Origin of the sequence: Alkaliphilus pronyensis (assembly GCF_009017275.1) — a bacterium.
In the GTDB taxonomy this organism is placed as follows: Bacteria; Bacillota; Clostridia; order Peptostreptococcales; family Natronincolaceae; genus Alkaliphilus_C; species Alkaliphilus_C pronyensis.
Map to the genome: position 1 here is coordinate 15637 of NZ_WBZC01000039.1, position 20848 is coordinate 36484.

Annotated in this window: 21 protein-coding genes and 2 other annotated features; of the genes, 20 read left to right on the forward strand and 1 reads right to left on the reverse strand. The window is 35.3% G+C overall.

Features of this window, described 5'->3' with window-relative positions:
- Nucleotides 1-8 precede the first annotated feature (8 nt).
- The 5 genes from F8154_RS10500 to disA all read left to right on the forward strand — a co-directional run bounded on the left by F8154_RS10500 (nucleotide 9) and on the right by disA (nucleotide 6767).
- On the forward strand, nucleotides 9-521 hold the full coding sequence (locus F8154_RS10500) for a UvrB/UvrC motif-containing protein (RefSeq protein WP_151861571.1): 513 nt from the start codon (nucleotides 9-11) through the stop codon (nucleotides 519-521).
- A 45-nt stretch (nucleotides 522-566) separates the two neighbouring features.
- On the forward strand, nucleotides 567-1589 hold the full coding sequence (locus F8154_RS10505) for a protein arginine kinase (protein ID WP_207706873.1): 1023 nt from the start codon (nucleotides 567-569) through the stop codon (nucleotides 1587-1589).
- 15 nt (nucleotides 1590-1604) lie between these two features.
- Nucleotides 1605-4043 (forward strand): ATP-dependent Clp protease ATP-binding subunit, encoded by a 2439-nt coding sequence (locus F8154_RS10510; protein WP_151861573.1) that lies wholly within the window; start codon nucleotides 1605-1607, stop codon nucleotides 4041-4043.
- A 199-nt stretch (nucleotides 4044-4242) separates the two neighbouring features.
- A complete protein-coding gene (gene radA, locus F8154_RS10515) occupies nucleotides 4243-5616 on the forward strand; it encodes a DNA repair protein RadA (RefSeq protein ID WP_151861574.1) in 1374 nt (457 codons plus the stop codon).
- Nucleotides 5617-5690: 74 nt separating this feature from the next.
- Nucleotides 5691-6767, forward strand: coding sequence for a DNA integrity scanning diadenylate cyclase DisA (gene disA / locus F8154_RS10520; protein ID WP_151861575.1), 1077 nt, complete (start codon nucleotides 5691-5693; stop codon nucleotides 6765-6767).
- 115 nt (nucleotides 6768-6882) lie between these two features.
- Here disA and F8154_RS10525 read toward each other — a convergent pair whose 3' ends face one another.
- A complete protein-coding gene (locus F8154_RS10525; protein ID WP_151861576.1) occupies nucleotides 6883-7278 on the reverse strand; it encodes a DUF1573 domain-containing protein in 396 nt (131 codons plus the stop codon).
- A 363-nt stretch (nucleotides 7279-7641) separates the two neighbouring features.
- Here F8154_RS10525 and F8154_RS10530 point away from each other — a divergent pair, with 363 nt between their 5' ends.
- From F8154_RS10530 to F8154_RS10600, 15 genes are all read left to right on the forward strand, one after another.
- On the forward strand, nucleotides 7642-8118 hold the full coding sequence (locus F8154_RS10530; protein WP_151861577.1) for a CarD family transcriptional regulator: 477 nt from the start codon (nucleotides 7642-7644) through the stop codon (nucleotides 8116-8118).
- Nucleotides 8119-8297: 179 nt separating this feature from the next.
- Entirely contained in the window at nucleotides 8298-9410 is a 1113-nt protein-coding gene (locus F8154_RS10535; protein WP_151861578.1) for a PIN/TRAM domain-containing protein, read from the forward strand.
- 131 nt (nucleotides 9411-9541) lie between these two features.
- On the forward strand, nucleotides 9542-10249 hold the full coding sequence (gene ispD / locus F8154_RS10540) for a 2-C-methyl-D-erythritol 4-phosphate cytidylyltransferase (protein ID WP_151861579.1): 708 nt from the start codon (nucleotides 9542-9544) through the stop codon (nucleotides 10247-10249).
- Nucleotides 10242-10721: a 2-C-methyl-D-erythritol 2,4-cyclodiphosphate synthase gene (gene ispF / locus F8154_RS10545; protein ID WP_151861580.1), complete on the forward strand. Its 480-nt coding sequence runs from the start codon at nucleotides 10242-10244 to the stop codon at nucleotides 10719-10721. Before ispD ends, ispF begins: the two co-directional genes overlap by 8 nt.
- A gap of 107 nt (nucleotides 10722-10828) precedes the next feature.
- Nucleotides 10829-11043: a binding site (T-box leader), on the forward strand.
- Between the two features lie 54 nt (nucleotides 11044-11097).
- The gene (gene proS / locus F8154_RS10550) at nucleotides 11098-12540 is read left to right on the forward strand and encodes a proline--tRNA ligase (protein WP_151861581.1); all 1443 of its coding nucleotides are present in this window, start codon (nucleotides 11098-11100) and stop codon (nucleotides 12538-12540) included.
- Between the two features lie 145 nt (nucleotides 12541-12685).
- Complete coding sequence (gene gltX / locus F8154_RS10555; protein ID WP_151861582.1) at nucleotides 12686-14167, forward strand: glutamate--tRNA ligase; 1482 nt, start codon at nucleotides 12686-12688, stop codon at nucleotides 14165-14167.
- Nucleotides 14164-14380: a binding site (T-box leader), on the forward strand. It overlaps the preceding gene by 4 nt.
- 52 nt (nucleotides 14381-14432) lie before the next feature.
- Complete coding sequence (gene cysE / locus F8154_RS10560; protein ID WP_207706874.1) at nucleotides 14433-15107, forward strand: serine O-acetyltransferase; 675 nt, start codon at nucleotides 14433-14435, stop codon at nucleotides 15105-15107.
- Nucleotides 15094-16488, forward strand: coding sequence for a cysteine--tRNA ligase (gene cysS / locus F8154_RS10565; protein ID WP_151861583.1), 1395 nt, complete (start codon nucleotides 15094-15096; stop codon nucleotides 16486-16488). The genes cysE and cysS overlap by 14 nt, the downstream gene beginning before the upstream one ends.
- A 103-nt stretch (nucleotides 16489-16591) precedes the next feature.
- Nucleotides 16592-17101, forward strand: a complete 510-nt coding sequence (locus F8154_RS10570) for a Mini-ribonuclease 3 (protein WP_243141231.1) — start codon at nucleotides 16592-16594, stop codon at nucleotides 17099-17101.
- A 2-nt stretch (nucleotides 17102-17103) separates the two neighbouring features.
- The gene (locus tag F8154_RS10575; RefSeq protein ID WP_151861584.1) at nucleotides 17104-17481 is read left to right on the forward strand and encodes a hypothetical protein; all 378 of its coding nucleotides are present in this window, start codon (nucleotides 17104-17106) and stop codon (nucleotides 17479-17481) included.
- Entirely contained in the window at nucleotides 17471-18250 is a 780-nt protein-coding gene (thyX, locus tag F8154_RS10580; RefSeq protein ID WP_151861585.1) for an FAD-dependent thymidylate synthase, read from the forward strand. Before F8154_RS10575 ends, thyX begins: the two co-directional genes overlap by 11 nt.
- A gap of 150 nt (nucleotides 18251-18400) precedes the next feature.
- A complete protein-coding gene (gene rlmB, locus F8154_RS10585) occupies nucleotides 18401-19147 on the forward strand; it encodes a 23S rRNA (guanosine(2251)-2'-O)-methyltransferase RlmB (RefSeq protein WP_408609015.1) in 747 nt (248 codons plus the stop codon).
- 13 nt (nucleotides 19148-19160) lie between these two features.
- The gene (locus tag F8154_RS10590) at nucleotides 19161-19670 is read left to right on the forward strand and encodes an NYN domain-containing protein (RefSeq protein ID WP_151861587.1); all 510 of its coding nucleotides are present in this window, start codon (nucleotides 19161-19163) and stop codon (nucleotides 19668-19670) included.
- A gap of 115 nt (nucleotides 19671-19785) precedes the next feature.
- A complete protein-coding gene (gene sigH / locus F8154_RS10595; RefSeq protein ID WP_334296203.1) occupies nucleotides 19786-20406 on the forward strand; it encodes an RNA polymerase sporulation sigma factor SigH in 621 nt (206 codons plus the stop codon).
- 321 nt (nucleotides 20407-20727) lie between these two features.
- A partial coding sequence (locus F8154_RS10600; RefSeq protein ID WP_243141233.1) for a GTP-binding protein occupies nucleotides 20728-20848 on the forward strand: 121 nt, incomplete at its 3' end.

The following is a 20848-nucleotide window of genomic DNA, read 5'->3' on the forward strand; positions in this document are numbered from 1 at the left end:
GTGTAAAAATGATTTGTGATGAGTGTAAAAAAAGAAAAGCTGTAGTTCATATGACAAAAATGATACAGGGTCATAAGGAGGAAATACATTTATGTGAGGTTTGTGCAAAGGCGGGAGAAAATAGTGAGGCTATAAACAATTTTTCTATTCCAAGCTTTTTAACAAGTATTTTAGATGCCAACTATAACTCTAACTCCACTTTAAGAGGCTACGGTGTTACTAATGAATGTAGCAGCTGTGGTACTAGCTTACATGAGTTTAAGGAGAGTGGAAAATTTGGATGTGATGAATGTCATATAGTCTTTAAAGAGAGGCTAAACCCACTTATTAGGAGAATACACGGCAACTCTAATCATGTTGGTAAGGTGCCCAAAAGAACAGGTGGAGCAATACATTTAAAAAGAAGGTTAAGCTACTTAAAACAGAAGCTACAGGAGGCAATTGAAGAGGAGGCCTTTGAAAAGGCGGTTGGCTATAGAGATGAGATTAGGGAATTAGAGGAGGAAATAAAAAAGACTTAAAGCATAGTTTATTGCTATGACTATATTATGGTAGGAGGGTTTAAATTGACAAAGTGGCTAAAGGAATCAGGTCCTGAATCGGATATTGTTATTAGTAGCAGAATTCGTATAGCTAGAAACCTATCTGGTTTTCCATTCCCACATATGCTTAAGGAGGATAATGGCAAGGATATTGCCAATAGAGTATATAATGCTGTAATTGAAGGCAATGAAAGTCTAGGTAAAGATTTCAAGCTTGTTGAAATGCACAGCATAGATAAGGTTGATAGATTAAATTATGTAGAAAAGCATATAATAAGTCCAGCCTTAGCAAAAAACACAGCAACCGGGAGTCTTCTTATTAATCAGGATGAGTCTATTGCTATATTAATTAATGAAGAGGATCACATTAGAATACAATGCTTGCTACCGGGCTTTCAGCTTGATAATTCCTGGAACTTGGCAGATAAAATAGATGATTTAGTTGAAGAAAAGGTTAAATATTCCTTTCATGAGGAACTAGGTTATTTAACTTCATGTCCAACTAATTTAGGAACAGGTATAAGGGCTTCGCTAATGATGCACCTACCAGCTTTAAATATGACTGGATATATTAATAGTATACTTCAGGCCTCAAGCCAAATAGGAATAGCAGTAAGGGGTATATATGGGGAAGGTACAGAGTTTCTAGGTAATATATTTCAGGTTTCTAACCAGGTAACATTAGGTATAACAGAGGAGGAGATTATAAAAAATCTAAAAAATGTAGGAATCCAGATAATCCAAAAAGAACGCTATATCAGAGAAAGCCTATTAAAGGATAAAAAAGTAGAGCTGGAGGATAAAGCCTATCGTTCCTATGGAATTTTAAAAAATGCCCGTAAAATAACCTCTACAGAGGCAATGAAGCTTATATCACATGTTAAGCTAGGAGTTGTATTAGGATTAATTAAGGATTCCAGCTTAGAAAAACTTAATCAATTAATGGAGATGATTCAAGTAGGTTTCCTACAGAAATACTATAAAAGTCAGTTATCAGAATACGATAGAGATGTAAAGAGGGCAGAAATAATACGAATGAACATTTAATGGAGGTGGAAGCATATGTCTATATTTGGAAAGTTTACAGAGAAAGCACAAAAATCTATTGTTTTATCACAGCAATTAGCTCAAGAGATGGGACATAGCTATGTAGGCACAGAGCATCTTTTGCTTGGGCTAATTCAAGAGGGAGAGGGAATTGCAGCACAGGTTCTGGCAAATATGGGGGTTAATGCTGAGGAGATTAGGGAAAAGGTTAAGGCAACAGTTGGCTATACTGATAAAAAAGGTGAACTATTAGGCTTCACCCCTAGAACAAAAAGAATATTTGAGCTAAGCATTGCAGAGGCCCGTAGCCTAGGACATAACTATGTAGGTACAGAGCATATTTTATTAGGGTTAATTAGAGAGGGTGAGGGTATTGCAAGTAAGATTTTCATTGAGCATGGTATTAACCCTCAAAAGGTTAGGGAGGCTGTTTTGGCTATGCTAGAAAATGGCATGGGTAAAGCTACTCCAAAGCCTAGCAAAGCCGGTAAAAACCAGGGTACTCCAACCCTAGATAAGTATAGCAGAGATCTTAATCAAATGGCTTCTGAAGAAAAACTAGATCCAGTTATAGGAAGGAGTAAAGAAATAGAAAGAGTTATTCAGGTCTTAAGTAGAAGAACTAAAAATAACCCCTGCTTAATTGGTGAGCCAGGGGTGGGTAAAACTGCCATCGCAGAAGGATTAGCCCAAAGAATAATAGATGGAAATATTCCCGAAATCTTAAAGAATAAAAGAGTAGTATCAATAGACCTACCTTCAATGGTGGCAGGTGCAAAATATCGAGGAGAATTTGAAGATAGGCTAAAGAAAATAATGGAGGAAATTAGACAGTCTGGAGACATTATACTATTTATTGATGAAATCCATACAATAATTGGTGCTGGTGCTGCAGAAGGGGCAATAGATGCTTCTAATATTATTAAACCTGCCCTTGCAAGAGGTGAGATGCAAGCAATAGGAGCAACAACTATTGATGAGTATCGTAAGCATATTGAAAAGGATGCAGCCTTAGAAAGAAGATTTCAACCTATTACTATTGAAGAACCATCAGTTGATGATACTATTAGCATTTTAGAAGGACTTAGAGATAAGTACGAAGCACATCATAGGGTAAAGATTACAGATGATGCATTAAAGGCAGCAGCAGAATTATCCCATAGGTATATATCAGATAGATTCTTGCCTGATAAAGCAATAGACTTAATAGATGAGGCTGCATCAAAAATTAGACTTAAAACCGTAACAGCACCGCCTGACCTAAAGGACCTAGAGGAAAAATTGGAGCAACTGGCAAAGGAAAAGGAGGAAGCTATTAGTCTGCAAGATTTTGAGAGGGCTGCCTCCATTAGAGATGAAGAAAAGAAAGCTACTATAGAGCTAAATGAGAGGAAAAATAACTGGCAAAGTAAAAGCCAGTCAAATCAGCCAACTGTAGAAGTAGAAGATATAGCAGTAATCATTTCTAGTTGGACGGGAATACCTGTTAGCAAGCTCCAACAGGAGGAATCCCAACGGCTACTTAATTTAGAGGAAATCCTTCATCAGAGGGTAATAGGTCAAGAGGAGGCTGTAAACTCTATAGCAAAAGCAATAAGAAGAGCAAGGGTAGGCTTAAAGGATCCCAAACGACCAATTGGGTCATTCATTTTCTTAGGTCCCACTGGTGTAGGGAAAACAGAGCTATCTAAAGCTTTGGCAGAGGCTATGTTTGGTGATGAAAATGCCATGATAAGAATAGATATGTCAGAATATATGGAAAAGCATACTGTTTCAAGGCTTATTGGCTCACCCCCTGGCTATGTAGGCTATAATGAAGGAGGACAGTTAACAGAAAAAATTAGACGTAAGCCCTATTCAGTTGTACTGTTTGATGAAGTTGAGAAGGCACACCCAGATGTGTTTAATATCCTTCTTCAAATTTTAGAGGATGGTAGATTGACGGACGCACAGGGGAAGACTGTTGACTTTAAGAATACAGTTGTTATAATGACTTCAAACGTGGGTGCCCACACCATCAGAAAGCAAAGGACATTAGGGTTTGTAGCTATAGAAGAGGATAAGGCAAAAAGTGAGTATGAAAAAATGCGTGAAAATGTTATGGATGAATTAAGAAAAACCTTTAGACCAGAGTTTCTTAATCGCATAGATGATATAATAGTTTTTCACTCATTAACCAGACAGGACATTGGAAAAATAATTGATTTACTGTTGATTGATCTAAACAAAAGGCTAAAAGATTTAAATATTGACCTTGATATTAAAGAAAAGGCAAAGGAGCTTATAGCTGATAAGGGCTATGATCCGCAGTTTGGAGCCAGACCCCTTAAAAGGGCCTTACAAAAGCTAGTTGAGGATAGACTATCGGAAGGAATTCTTAAAGGGGAAATACAGGAGGGAACAAATGTTGAGATAGACGTAGAAGGTGAAGAGCTAACAATAAATAGCAAATAAAAAACATGATGAAGGTGTATTAATAAGACAGGGTGACTTTTAAAAAGCCCCTGTCTTATCTATTTAAATTCTGATGATCTCCTTTTAAACTCTCGGAAGCTAGTACTTTAGAAATGCCTCTAGTAGTCAAGCTATCATAATTCATTATTACAATGAATTATGATAAAATAATAAGGAATATAATAAAGCAGGTGATTACATGGCAAAATCAAAAAGCAAATTTGTCTGTCAGCAATGTGGCTTTGAAAGCCCTAAATGGTTGGGACGTTGCAATGGCTGTAACCAGTGGAATGCTATGGAAGAAGAGCTGGTGGCTACTAAAGCTGCTTATAAAAGATCTCCCTCCATTGTTAGTCAGGCAAAGCCTCAACCGATAGGTAAAGTTAAGTCTGGCAGTTATCAGAGATTTGATACAAGCATTAGTGAGCTAAATAGAGTTTTAGGAGGAGGGCTTGTAAAGGGAGCTCTCACTCTAATATCAGGAGAACCAGGCATTGGAAAATCCACCTTAATACTTCAGGCAGGTAGCAAAATTTCCAAGAAATATGGAACAGTTCTCTATATCTCTGGTGAGGAATCAGAGGAGCAAATAAAAATGAGGGCCGACAGGCTAGACTCCATAACAGATAAACTCTATGTAATATCAGAAACTAATATTAGTGTAATAGAGGGGTATATAAATGAGCTGTCGCCAGTATTTGTTATAATAGATTCTGTACAAACCCTGTTTAAAGATGAATTAACCTCTGCACCTGGCAGTGTATCTCAAATAAAGGAATCGGTAAATAATCTAATGAGAATAGGCAAATCATTAAACATACCTATATTTCTTGTTGCCCATGTAACTAAGCAGGGTGACCTTGCAGGGCCTAGAGTTCTTGAACACATGGTAGACACAGTGCTTCACTTTGAAGGAGAACGAACACAGGAATTCCGAATTTTGAGGGCATTAAAAAATCGCTTTGGTACCACCAGCGAAATTGGTGTTTTTGAAATGAAGGAGGAGGGCTTAATTGAAGTAACCAATCCTTCAGCAATGCTTTTAGACTCGATGACTGAAGAGGCAGAGGGTGCTATTGTAGTAGCAACAGTTGAAGGAACTCGACCAATATTAGTAGAGCTTCAAGCTCTTGTAACTGCAACAAATACAGGGTTTCCTAGAAGAACTGCTGTAGGAGTAGATATAAACAGATTAAACCTTATAATTGCAGTTTTAGAAAAAAAAATGGGGTTACCCTTAATTAATTATGACATATATATAAATGTTGTTGGAGGTATAAAGCTAGAAGGAACCTTTGGTGATTTAGGAATAGCAATGGCCATTTATTCTAGCTATAAATCCATTAACCTGCCTACTAAAAGGCTAATAGCAATAGGAGAAATTAGCTTAACGGCAGATATACGAACAGTTCCACAGCTGGAAAAAATGATAAAAGAGGGAGAAAAAATGGGCTTCGAGGAATGTATACTACCTAAGCGTAATAGATCAAAGGTGGGGACCTCAAGAAAAATGAGACTTATTGAAGTGGAAAACCTATATAGTGCCTTAAAACATATAGAAAAAACTAAATAGAGTTTTAACTTCTATTTTTGACAATCTATGGGTAAAATATATAGTATTATACCCCATTGGTGAGGTGAGTAAAGTTGAAGGAAGATGAAAAAAGGCAAAAACAGCTACTTGACACAATTAAGCTTCTATCCCCTGGTACACCTTTAAGGGAGGGTTTAGAAAACATTTTGAAGGGTAAAATGGGAGCCTTAATAGTAATAGGAGATAACGAAGCTGTAATGAAACTGGTGGATGGTGGATTCACCATAAACGTAGACTTTTCTCCAGCCTATCTGTACGAATTAGCCAAAATGGACGGTGCAATCATACTAAGCAGTGACACCAAAAAAATTCATTATGCTAATACCCAGCTAATACCTGATCCTTCAATTATTACTACTGAAACAGGTATAAGACACAGGATAGCTGAAAGAGTTGCAAAAGAAACAGGTGAGGTTGTAATATCAATTTCTCAAAGAAGAAACATAATTACCCTTTATCAAGGCTACTATAAATATATTGTACAGGACACTGGACGGGTATTAACTAAGGCGAATCAAGCAATTCAAACCCTAGAAAAATATAAAGTGGTATTAGACTTAGGTATGAATCATTTAAGTGCTTTAGAATATGAAGATTTAGTTACATTATATGATGTGGCTACAGTGCTACAGCGAACTGAAATGGTAATGAGAATAACAGCAGAGATAGAGAAATTTATTTGGGAGCTTGGTAATGAAGGGCGATTGGTGAGTATGCAGCTAGAGGAGCTAATTGCAAACGTAAAGGAGGACGGTGAATATGTAGCCCATGATTATAATGCAAATAAAGATACTGAGGTAGAGGGAATTATTAAGCAAATTAAAGGGCTTACATCGGAAGAACTATTAGACCTAACTAACATATCTAAAATATTGGGATATGATAATAATGTTAGTGCATTAGATATCTCTATTTCACCAAAGGGCTATAGATTATTAAATAAGATACCAAGACTACCAAATACAGTTATAGATAATTTAGTAAATGAGTTTAAGAGCTTTCAAAAAGTCTTGAAGGCATCTATTGAAAAGCTAGATGATGTAGAGGGTATAGGTGAAGTTAGAGCAAGGGCAATAAAAGAGGGCTTAAGAAGATTACAAGAGCAGGTTATGATAGGCAGGCATATATAGAATTTAACTACTTGTACACCTATAAAAACTCAGTATACCAATTGTGGCTACTGAGTTTTTTAATAGAAATAAAGCTATATTAATTATTTACAGCTCCGATATATGTAGCAGGGTATTACAATAATCCGTATTTACCAAGGGCCTTAAGCTGATCATGATGCTTTGTAACTAACTCTTCAATATTTATATCGAATAAGTTACACAATGTAGTAAAATAAAAAAGATTTGTTGAAAGCTCTGCTTCAATTTTTTCCCTGCAAATATCACAAAGCTCACCCTTAACATGGTTTTCCATATAGTTTTTTATCTCAGAATATAATATATCCTTTGGAACCTCTTGTCTTTCTGCATGAATCTTAATACATCCGCAATAGGTTGCAGACTTTGCTACAGCACGATTAACCTTAGATGAGGTTTCCTGTAGCTTTGTAATAATATCTAATACACTTCTATGGCGAACTAGAACATCATCCACTTGTGTTTGAAAATCATTTATTGAAAAATTCTTCATAAAGACATCTCCTTGGGGTTTCATAATTTTATCCATATATAATATTATAAATGCATCACAATTCCCTTGTCAATTAGAGGAAACTGGATTTTTTGACATTTATGATTTTTTATTATAATAGCCAGTAAAAAACAATGTAAAAAAACTGTTAAATATTTAGCATTTTACTTTACTGTTTACATATATTATACTACAATGTAAATATATAGTAAAAAAAATATTGTTTAATAACTTTTTTTATTTATTTTCATATAAAAAAATTGACATTAGAAACAGCATGTGATAAAATAATTAATTTATTTGACAATTTCCTTTAACTGGTGTATACTATATTTCATAAAGCTGGTTTTAGGAGGATTTCCAATGTATAATATAGGAGATAAAATTGTATATCCAATGCATGGTGCAGGAATTATTGAAGCTATAGAAGAAAAAGAAATTCTAGGGGTAAGACGTAAATACTATATCATGAAGATGCCACTAGACGACATGAGGGTCATGATTCCTTTAGACACCATAGATGGGATAGGCATAAGACAAGTAATACCTAATGAGGAAGTGGAAAAGGTTATTGCCGTATTAGAGGCCAATGAAACAAAAATGCCCCAAAACTGGAATAGAAGATACAGAGCAAACATGGACAGATTAAAAACAGGTGATGTTTATGAAGTAGCAGAAGTAGTAAGAAACTTAGTGTTGAGGGATAGGGAAAAATCACTCTCTACAGGAGAAAGAAAAATACTTAATAATGCTAAGCAAATTCTATTAAGTGAAATTATTTTAGCAACTGGTCTTGTGGAGGATGAAGTAAAAGGTTTAATTGAAGAGTCTATTAGGTAAAAGAGCAATTATAAATCCTAAATGACATTTTATAGGGCAGGATTCAAAATTGGGATTTAGTATTGACTTTTTTACTTTATTCTTCCAAAATTAAATAGAGAAATAACTCATATAAAATAATTGATATGTTTTTAAATCCAATAAAGTGGGCATAATGATTGATAGGAGGTGAAGATTGAATGATCAATCGAATTATAAGAGGAATACTGGCTGTGCTTGGGGCCCTGTTTGGATTAGCTATGTTCGAGTATATTACAAATGTGTTTGTGTTGGAGGCTATTCGTAATAACCTTATAACTTATGTATCAGGAATAATAATTTCTTCTTTATTAAGTGGTGGTTTATTATTTATATTAGCACCTTGGTTTATTAACAAGGGTAGGAATTTAGCAAATTGGATTAATAAAGAGCTGGCTAATGTGCCAACTTTAAATCTAGTACTGGGGTCGGTTGGACTTATAGTAGGCTTAGTAATAGCTTATTTAATAAGTGGACTCCTTAATAATTTTCCAATTCCTTTCGTAGGAGCTATACTCTCTGCTGCAATATATATATTTATGGCCTATTTAGGAGTTACTGTTGCTACTAAAAAGCTAGATGATCTCTCTAACCTGCAGGCTTTGTTTAAGAAAAATGCAAGTAATATTAAAGAAAAAAGCACCAAAAAAGAATCTAAGGTATCACCAAAGGTATTGGATACCAGTGTAATTATAGATGGAAGAATAGCTGATATATGTAAAACAGGATTTGTGGAGGGGCCTTTGATAATACCTGGTTTTGTTCTGGAGGAGCTTAGACATATAGCCGATTCATCAGATTCCTTAAAAAGGAATAGAGGTAGAAGGGGTCTTGATATTTTAAATAAAATTCAAAAAGAACTAGATATTGAAGTGAAAATAAATGAAAAGGACTTTGAAGATTTAGCAGAGGTTGATACTAAATTGTTAAGGCTTGCTCAGCTGTTGGATGGAAAAGTTCTAACAAATGATTTTAACCTTAATAAGGTTGCGGAGTTTCAAGGGGTTCCAGTATTAAATATAAACGAGCTGGCAAATGCAGTAAAGCCAATAGTATTACCAGGTGAAGAAATGCTGGTTCAGGTTATAAAGGATGGTAAGGAATCAGGACAGGGATTAGCATATTTGGACGACGGTACAATGATTGTAGTAGAAAGTGGTAAAAAGTTCATTGGTAAAAATATCGACGTATTAGTAACCAGTGTTTTACAGACTGCAGCAGGAAGAATGATCTTTGCAAAACCCAAAACACTAATGGATAAATCAGCCTCTTAACATATAATATCAAAACTCTTCTAATCATTAGAAGGGTTTTTTTAACTTCTTTTTAATATGGCTTTGAAGTAAATCTTAGTATATAATTGATAATGGAATAACTACAGTCTAAAAAAGGGAGTATATTGATTATGAGTAATAAAAACTATGCAATTGTTGTTGCTGCTGGAAAAGGACGAAGGCTTGGAGGAAAAATTAATAAGCAATATATAGAAATTTATAATAAGCCAATAGTTGCATATACATTAGAAGTATTTCAACGATGTGAAATGATAGAGGGAATAGTATTAGTAGTAGGAGAAAAGGAAATTGATTTTTGCAAAAAAGAAATAGTAGAAAAATATGGCTTTACTAAGATAATATCTGTTTTGGCAGGGGGAAAAGAGAGGATAAACTCAGTACATAATGGTCTAAAGGAGCTACCTGACCAATGTGAAATTGTATCAATACATGATGGTGCAAGGCCATTTGTAACTAATGAAATGATTAATAAATCAATTATTGCAGCCCAAGAGGTAGGGGGTGCAATAGTTGCAGTACCAGTTAAGGATACCATAAAAGCTATAAATAGTAATATGGAGGTAGAAAAAACTATTGATAGAGGTAAGCTATGGTCAGTTCAAACACCACAAAGCTTTAGGTTTAACCAATTAAAGGAGCTATACAGCAAGTATTTAGAAAATGGTAAAGACATTACTGATGATGCAATGCTATTTGAAAGGGAAGGATACCCTATTAAGGTGATAAAGGGCAGCTATGAGAATATTAAAATTACTACTCCAGAGGATTTATTCATGGCTGAAGAGATATTAAGAAGGGAAGATAGGAATAATGCTTAGAGTAGGCTTAGGTTACGATGTACATAAATTAGTGGAGGGTAGAAGACTAATAATAGGAGGTGTAGATATACCCTTTAATAAAGGTCTTTTAGGACATTCCGATGCAGATGTATTGCTTCATGCAATTAAAGACAGCCTATTAGGTGCAGCTGCCTTAGGTGACATTGGTAAGCATTTTCCAGACACAGATCAAAAGTACAAAGGAGCCGATAGCTTAGCTCTTTTGGAGGAGGTCTATAGGCTACTCACAAAGAAGAATTACCTTGTCAATAATATAGATGCAACAATTATTGCAGAAAAGCCCAAAATGGCCCCCCATATAGAAAACATGAGGGAGAATATTGCAGCGGTTTTAAGGATTAACCATCAGCAAATTAATATTAAAGCCACCACTACAGAAGGGCTGGGTTTTACTGGTAAAGAAGAAGGAATTGCTGCACAGGCCATAAGCAGCATTTTATTGAAGGAATAGTTAAGCTAAGTATAATACAATTGTTTAAAGGTAAAAATATATTTAAAATCTTTTTCTATAGTCCTTGACATGGATATAGGTTTCATATATTCTAAAAAAAAGAATATATTATTGCAATGACAGGAAATAGTAAAATAACAAAGCTTTAAAGAGAGAAAACCCTAGTCTGGAAGGTTTTTAAGTAGGCTTATTTGAACCCATCCTTGAGCTGAATGATTAAAATTAGTAGATCATTCCGGTTGGCACCGTTAAGCCATACAAGGGAGCCTTTTGCTAGGCTAATTAGAGTGGTACCGCGGGAAAAATATCTCTCGTCTCTATTTATAGGGATGAGGGTTTTTTTATTGTTTTTAATATAAAAGAGAGGAGCTTTAATATGGGTAAAAAAGATAAACAATTTGTAAGTGAAATTACGCCAATGGAGGTGGATTTTCCTCAGTGGTATACCGATGTAATAAAAAAGACAGATCTAGTGGATTATTCACCTGTTAAAGGATTTATGGTTATAAAGCACTATGGTTATGAAATATGGGAGAACATTCAGCAGTTCCTTGATAAAAGATTTAAAGAAACGGGTCATAAAAACTGTTACTTTCCATTGCTTATTCCAGAAAGCTTACTAAAAAAGGAAGCAGAGCATGTTGAGGGCTTTGCTCCAGAAGTGGCTTGGGTAACCCATGGAGGTCAAGAGGAGCTTGCAGAAAGACTTTGTGTTAGACCTACATCCGAAACAATAATATGCGAGATGTATTCTAAGTGGCTTAAATCATATCGTGATCTCCCATTTTTATTTAACCAATGGTGTAGCGTAGTACGATGGGAAAAAAGCACTAGACCGTTCCTAAGAACATCTGAATTTTTATGGCAAGAGGGACATACACTGCATGAAACCTATGAGGAAGCACAGGAAGAAACTATTCAAATGTTAAACATATATAAAGAAATGGCAGAGGATGTACTGGCTATACCAGTAATAATTGGGCGTAAGTCTGAAAAAGAAAAATTTGCAGGTGCCCATGCAACCTATACAATGGAGGCATTAATGCACGATGGAAAGGCTCTACAGGCAGGAACATCCCATAATTTAGCCCAGCATTTTACTAAAGCCTTTGATATTACTTATTTAGACCGTGCTGGAGAGTTAAAGAATCCTTACCATACATCATGGGGTGTATCCACTAGACTAATAGGAGGGATAATAATGGCCCACGGTGACAATCGAGGGTTAGTACTTCCACCTAAAATTGCTCCTATTCAGGTGGCAATAGTGCCTATAGCAAGTCATAAGGCTGGAGTAATGGAAAAGGCATTGGAGCTTTTCACCCAACTTAAAGAGGAATTCAGGGTAGAGCTAGATGATAGAGAAAACTACTCACCAGGATGGAAGTTTAATGAGTGGGAGATGAAGGGTGTACCAATCAGAATAGAAATAGGTCCTAAGGATATTGAAAAAAATCAAGCAATGCTATTTAGAAGAGACACGCTGGAAAAGGAAGCAGCTTCTTTAGATACCTTAAAGGAAGCAGTTACACAAATGATTGATGATATACAAAAGAATCTTCTTCTTAAAGCTAAAAACATGAGGGATGAAAAAACCTATTATGTGAAGAACTTTGAAGAATTAAAGGAAATAATGGGAACTAGACCAGGGTTTGTGAAGGCAATGTGGTGTGAAGAGGGAAGCTGTGAAGACCATATTAAAGAAGAAACTGGAGTAACTATAAGGTGTATACCATTTGAACAGGAGAATTTAGGGGATACATGTGCCTTCTGTGAAAAACCAGCAAAGGTCATGGCATACTTTGCAAAAGCATATTAAAATCATTAGGTCTTTGGGAAACCAAAGACCTAAGCTTGCTTAATAGGCCTATATCCCTCAAAATCAGTGTAGGATTTCGCCTTGATATGTGTATAATTATAGTATATAATATGATAAAAAATTGTTAAAGCTTAGGAGGAAAAATATGTCTGTAAGGGTAAGATTTGCACCAAGTCCTACGGGGTATGTTCATATTGGTAGCTTAAGAACTGCCTTATATAACTATTTATTTGCAAAGAAAAGCAATGGTAAATACATTTTGAGAATTGAAGATACAGATCAAAGTCGATATGTTGAGGGTGCCATTGAAGGTATGCTTTCCTCCATGGGTTGGGCAGGGGTTAATCATGATGAAGGTGTTGTTATAGATAAAGATGGCAAACTAATTGAAAAAGGTGAATACGGGCCCTATGTACAATCAAAAAGACTTCCTATTTATAAGGAGTATATAAATAAACTAATAGATAGTGGTGATGCCTATTATTGCTTTTGTACTAAAGAAAGAATAGATAAGATTAGAGAAGAGCAAAAAGCAGCAGGTCAACTATCTAGGTATGATGGCTTTTGTAAAGGTCTATCTCAAGAAGAAATTAATGATAGAGTTGAAGCTGGTGAATCCTATGTAATAAGATTAAAGCTACCGGAGAATTATGATATTTCCTTTAATGATGTAGTGCGCGGTAATGTGGTAATTAACACACAGGATATGGATGATCAAGTCCTAATTAAGTCAGATGGATTTCCAACCTATCACTTTGCAGTTGTTGTGGATGATCACCTTATGGGAATAACCCATGTAATTAGAGGAGAGGAATGGCTAATTTCAACACCAAAGCATATATACCTATATGAAGCATTTGGTTGGAATAAGCCACAATATGTGCATTTGCCTAACATATTAAATGCTGACAAGAAAAAGCTAAGCAAAAGGCAAGGTGATGTAGCAGTAGGTGATTTTGTTAAAAAGGGTTATTTACCAGAAGCCTTAGTAAATTATATAGCTTTAGTAGGATGGAGCTCAGAGGATAATCAAGAGATATTTACAATGCAGGAGCTAGAGGAAAAATTTTCCCTTGAAAGAGTTTCAAAAAGTGGTGGAGTTTTTGATATAAATAAATTAAACTGGGTAAACTCACATTATATAAAGGAAGCACCGATAGAACAAATAACAGATCTAGCCATACCACATTTGATTGAAGCAGGTTATATTACAGAAGCTGAAGCAAGCCATAAATATGAGTGGCTAAAGGATATGGTTGGAGTATTAAAGGAAAGTATTTCTTATGTAGGGGAGATATCAAAAAAAGTTGACATTTTCTTCAAAACAGAAATTCAACCAGAGGATGATGAAGCTAGAGACCTATTAAAGCTACAGCATATGCCCTTGTTGCTTAGCAAGTTTACAGAAAAGGTAGAAGCTGTAGATACTATTGAAGCTGATTTCGGCAAAAAGGCATTTAAGGAAATTCAAAAAGAAACAGGCATAAAGGGCCCCCAGTTATACAAGCCTTTACGTGTTGCAATAACAGGAAAAGCCCATGGTCCAGACATAAATCAAGTTATAAAAGTTTTGGGTAAACAAAACCTTATATCCCGCATACAATATGTAAAAGAACATCTTATATAAAGGCTTAGAACAGGAGAAGTAAATTTAAACCGAATTAAAGAGATGAGCTATCATTGGCTGAAAGTAGCTCTAATTACGGATAAATTGAAATGCACCTGGGAGCTGTCGCTTGAAATTTAGTAGAGTGAAACGGAAGGTCCCGTTAAAGACCCGAAAGAGGAGCATTATTATGCTTAATTAGAGTGGAACCACGAGGTAAACCCCGTCTCTAGTGTTAATTACTAGAGGTGGGGTTTTGTATTTAAAGGAGAAAGGAGGTTTAACAATGGCAATTTTAAAAACATTAAATGAAGATATTAAAGCAATTTTTGAAAGGGACCCTGCTGCAAGAAATACCCTAGAGGTGTTATTATGCTATCCTGGTCTACATGCAATAATTATCCATCGATTCTCCCATTATCTCTATAAAAGGGGTTGGGTTGTGTTGCCAAGAATTATCTCCAACATAGGAAGATTTTTTACTGGAATAGAGATACATCCTGCAGCACAAATTGGAAAGCGACTTTTTATAGATCATGGTATGGGAGTAGTCATAGGAGAAACAACAGAGATAGGTGATAATGTAACAATATATCAAGGGGCCACCCTGGGAGGTACTGGAAAGGAAAAGGGTAAACGACACCCAACCATTGGTAATAATGTTGTAATTTCATCTGGTGCTAAGGTATTAGGGCCCTTTAAGGTAGGAGATAACTCAAAAATAGGAGCAGGCTCTGTGGTGTTAAAGGAAGTACCCGCCAACTGTACAGTAGTTGGTGTTCCAGGTAAAATTGTCATTAAGGATAATAAGCCAATTAAGCTTTGCAATGAAATAGATTTAGATCATACAAAGCTACCAGACCCAATAGCTGATGAATTAAAGGCTTTAAAGGAAAAGATATCTGAATTACAAAAAAGATTAAATGAAAAAGAGAGGAGTAGTGGGGATGAAGCTATATAATACCCTTACAAGAAAAAAAGAAACCTTTGTTCCAATTGTACCAGGAGAAATAAAAATGTATGCCTGCGGTCCAACAGTATATAACTATTTTCATATTGGAAATGCAAGAACCTTTATGACATTTGATGGAATGAGACGCTATTTTCAATATCGAGGCTATAGGGTGACTTTTGTCCAGAATTTTACTGATATAGATGACAAAATTATACAAAAGGCTCAAGAAGAAAATATAAGCCCAAAAGAGGTTAGTGAGAAATATATTAGAGAATACTTTCAAGATGCGGAAAGCTTAGGTATACAAAAGGCAGACTTTCATCCAAAGGTAACAGAGAATATTTCAGAAATTATTAGCTTTATTCAAAGCCTACAGGACAAGGGATATGCCTATGAAGTAAAGGGAGACGTATATTTTGATGTAGATAAATTTAATGGCTATGGAAAGCTATCTAAGCAAAGTATTGATGATCTTCAATCGGGAGCACGAATTGAAGTAAATGAAGAGAAGAAAAGTCCTTTAGATTTTGTCCTATGGAAGTCAGCAAAGGAAAATGAGCCAAGCTGGGAAAGTCCTTGGGGAGAGGGTAGACCTGGATGGCATATTGAATGCTCAGCTATGGCAAAAAAGTATCTAGGTGAAACCATAGATATTCACGGTGGTGGAGGCGATTTAGTTTTTCCACATCACGAAAATGAACTAGCCCAAACAGAAGCAGCTCAAGATAAACCATTTGCAAACTATTGGGTACACGTTGGTTACCTAAATGTTGACAATAAAAAAATGTCAAAATCCTTGAATAACTTCTTTACACCGAGGGATATTTCTAGGGAATATGATTTAGAGGTTATACGATTTTTTATGTTTTCTGCCCATTATAGAAATCCAATTAACTTTAGTAAAGAGCTGGTTGAGGCTGCGAAAAATGGATTAGACAGGCTGTATAACTCCAAAGAAAACCTAGAGCATTTAATAGAAAATGCTAAGGATAAAGAAATAAAAGCTATAGAAAAGGAATGGATAGGCAAGCTGCCTGATTTCAGAGATAGCTACGTAAAAGCTATGGATGATGATTTTAATACAGCCGATGGTATAGCAGTTCTATTTGATTTAGTTAGATTTATAAACTCCAACATTTCTCCTGAATCCTCAAGGGCAGCCTTAAATACAGCATACGAACTGCTGCTGGAGCTGGCAGGAGTATTGGGGCTTTTAAATAAGAGGAAGGAAATTCTCAATACAGAGATAGAAGAATTAATAGATAAACGTCAACAGGCAAGAAAAGAGAAAAACTATCAGCTTGCTGATGAAATAAGAAATCAATTGAAGGAAAGAGGAATAGTTTTAGAGGATACCCCCCAGGGAGTAAAGTGGAAAAGGCTGTAGGGTAGCTAGATAAAAAACAGTAATTATGCTGAATTGCTAAAATAAAAGTATTAACATATAATATATAATAAGAAAGCAAAAAAACAGATTAAAAGGGTAAATTATGCAAAATATTACAGGTTTCTATTTATATGCTGTTGTTTTAGTAGAAGGTAGGTTTGTTATGGATAACTTTTTTAGTTTAATTAAAAGCCCCAAAACCATTAATAGTGAAAGAGATGTTAGAATGATGGCACCTTTGGTCTTGGCCTATATTGGCGATGCAATATTCGAAATATATGTTAGAAACCATATTATTGCTACATCTAATACTTCGGTTAATATAATGCATAAAAGGGCAACAAAATATGTAAAGGCTAAGTCACAAGCAATTATTGTCCATGCCCTAGAGAATCAACTAGAGGAGGATGAATGGCAGGTTGTTAAAAAGGGTAGAAATCAAAAGACAGCTACCTCCCCTAAAAATGCAGAGCTAATAGATTATAAATATGCAACAGGATTTGAAGCTTTACTTGGATATTTATTTTACTTAGGAAAGCATGACAGGCTAATAGAAATACTAGAAAAATCAGTAGTTATTATCGAAAAGGAATTAAGTATAAAGGGGAATTAATAATGGGGACAAGAACTAAAGCAATGGTAGCCATCACCATAGCACTGCTGGTTATTCTAGCTGTTAAATCACTTTTAATAGATCCAGTTACAGAATTAGATATAGATTCTAAAAAGTATCATGATTTTGTTTTAGAAAACATTGAGGAAAATTACGATAATGTAATAAAGCCTCTAATATCCTATAAAATTGTTGATATAAATCAAATAACAGAAGATGGAGAAACTATAATACTAAAAAGGATTAGTCAAGCTGAAGGGTGGAATAGTGAAGCTATTAAGGGACAATACCAGGCTACAGTCAGATTCTATTTCCTAGGTATATTCCCTTATAGAGATATAGAAGTTCAAATAAAAGGGGGAGTTGTAAATGGAGACTAACTGTAGGGTGGTTTTACTTGCCTATACACCTGAACCTGAAAGAATTATTGCTTCAGCTGCAAAGCTTTGCTATTCACCTAGTGATATTCAGTCACTTATGAATAGTTTACAGGAGAATGAAATAAAAAGATTTATTGATATGTTAGGCCGCTTGGGCCACGAATCACCCTTCGAGCATATAAATTTTACCTTTGGTATAGAAGGTGTTTCCAGAAGTCTAACCCATCAATTGGTAAGACATAGGGTGGGTAGCAGCTATTCCCAAAAGAGTCAAAGGTATGTTATGGAGGGAGCCTTTGAATATATTGTACCTCCAGAAATAAAGGAGCTACCAGAAGCTTATAGTGAATATAAAGAAGCAATGGAGCTTCAACAGAAGTCATATGACAAAATAGCCAAAATGTTGCATGATAAGCACTATGATAAACTCTTAGAAGAAGGAAAAACAGAAAAACAAGCCAAAAGCATGGCTGAAAAGCTGGCCATTGAAGATGCTAGATTTGTTTTACCTAATGCCTGTGAAACGAAAATTGTTGTAACAATGAATGCAAGAGCATTATTTAACTTTTTCCATCACAGATGCTGCAATAGAGCCCAATGGGAAATTAGGCAGCTGGCTACTAAAATGCTTATGCTGGTAAGACAAGTAGCACCCACCGTGTTTAAATATAGCGGACCAAATTGTGTTAATGGACCATGCCCAGAAGGCAGTATGACCTGTGGGCTAATTGATGAGGTGAGAAAGCAATTTAAGGCTGAATATAGCTAATAAGCAATGAAAAAGGTAGGTGCTACACCTGCCTTTTTGCTAAGATTTCTTTAAAATGTATATTAAATTAAAACCATATACTTATAATTATTATCTAGGTATTATGGTATAATATAATAATAGTTTATTTAAAGATAAAACGGAGTGGTGATGATGAGTACAGATAAAATAGTTGGAAGAAATCCAATTATTGAGGCTATAAAGGCTGGGCGAGAGATAGACAAGCTATTTATAGCTAAAGGTGCAGAAGAAGGCTCAATAAAAAAGCTTGTGGCAATGGCTAAAGATAAAAAAATACCATTGCAATATGTGGAAAGACCTAAGCTTAATCAACTGGCAGGTGGCGATACCCATCAGGGAGTTGTGGCTCAAGTGGCTGCCTATGAATATAGCCACCTAGAAGCAATAATACAAGCAGCAAAGGAAGGGGACAGACAGCCCTTTCTATTGATACTAGATGAAATTATGGATCCCCATAACCTAGGATCAATAATGAGAACAGCAGATGCAGTAGGGGTTGATGGCATTATTATTCCTAAACGAAGATCAGTTGGTTTGACGGCTGTAGTTGCAAAAACCTCTGCCGGTGCAATTGAATATGTTCCTGTTGCAAAGGTATCTAATATTGCCCAAACCATTGATAAGCTAAAAAATGAAGGAATATGGGTAGCAGGTGCCGATATGGATGGAGAAAAACACCACTATCAGCAAGACTTAAAAGGGCCAATTGCTCTTGTTATTGGAAGTGAAGGTAAAGGAATATCAAGACTAATTAAAGAAAAGTGTGATTACCTTGTTAAGGTACCTATGATGGGAAAGATAGCATCCTTAAATGCTTCCGTTGCTGCTGGAGTACTTATGTATGAAGTATTTCGCCAAAGAGCCGTAAAGGAATAGGGTGGGGAGGCCGTTGAAAGAATATCTAATTATTGATGGTTACAATGTAATTAATGGCTGGCCACAGCTGAGGGAAGTATGCAATGATGATTTAGATGAGGCTAGAAATAAGCTTATTGAAATGATGATGGAGTATCAGTCCTTTCGTGGAGTACATATAATAATTGTTTTTGACGCCCATTTAGTTAAAAAGAGTAGGGAAAAAAGAGAAAAGATAAAAGGAATAGAAGTTGTTTTTACTAAAGAAAGAGAAACAGCTGATTTATACATTGAAAGAAAGAGTATAGAACTATCTAAAAAAAATAGAGTTGTAGTTGCCACTAACGACTGGCTGGAGCAACAGATTGTATTGGGTGGTGGAGCCACCAGAATTTCAGTTAGAGAGCTAGCTATAGATTTTCAACATGTGAAGGGTAAAATAAACAACAAAACCCAAAAAAGTGTTAAATTAAAGGAAGAATTATCAAATCGCATAGATGATACAATATTGAAAAAACTTGAAAAATTCAGGCGCAAGCTATGATTTTTCTTGACTTTACATAATGTCATGGTATATAATTAAGTCATAATTTTGGGCATTTTACAAATTGTTGGAGGCGATGCGTGTGATTGTTGGCGGGGGTGCTGCTAAGAGAGATATTTTAGAGATTAGTACAGATATACCTGATGAGACAATGGTTGAGGATGCAAAAAATGGTGATATGGTTGCATTAGAATTACTTATAAAAAAGTACCGAAACTTTGTACGAGCTAAAGCTAGATCATATTTTCTGATAGGAGCCGATCGTGAAGACATTATTCAAGAGGGTATGATTGGTCTTTATAAAGCTATTCGTGATTTTAGACCCGATAAACTGTCATCCTTTAAGGCTTTTGCTGAGCTTTGCATAACAAGGCAAATTATTACAGCAATAAAAACAGCCACTAGACAAAAGCATATACCACTAAACTCCTACGTATCATTAAACAAGCCTATTTACGATGAAGAATCCGACAGAACTTTACTAGATGTGATTTCTGGCCATAAAATAACAGATCCCGAAGAATTAATAATATGTCGTGAAGAGCTTGGACACATAGAGGGTAAGATTGGAGAAATACTAAGTGATTTAGAGTGGAAGGTTTTAATGCTTTATTTACAAGGAAGATCCTATCAAGAAATTGCCATAGATTTAAAAAGGCATGTCAAATCCATAGATAATGCATTGCAAAGGGTAAAAAGAAAATTAGAAAGATATTTAGAAGTAAGGAATAGTTAAGTTTAAATAGTATTGACAATTATAACTATTACATAGTAAAATATTTTACGAGTAGGGTTTTCATCTATGTAGCATACCAAGGCCTTTTATTATTAAAGGCCTTGAAATTATGTATTTACCATAGTTTGTTTTTTTAGAAACACCCGGCATAGTTTTCATATTCACAATGGTCCTTTGAGCTTATAAAGGTCAGACCAAAAATATAGTCCATAACAAAAGTTGTACTCAATTAAAGATAAGGAATATTTTTAGCTTGTTCCTAAAAAAGGTTTATTGATGCTACTTTTGGATAATACTACTTTATATCAAGGAGGAGAAGAAATGGCAAGGCAAAAGTTTGAAAGAACTAAACCCCATGTAAACATAGGAACAATAGGACACGTAGACCATGGAAAAACAACATTAACAGCGGCAATTACAATTACATTAAACAAGAAGTTTG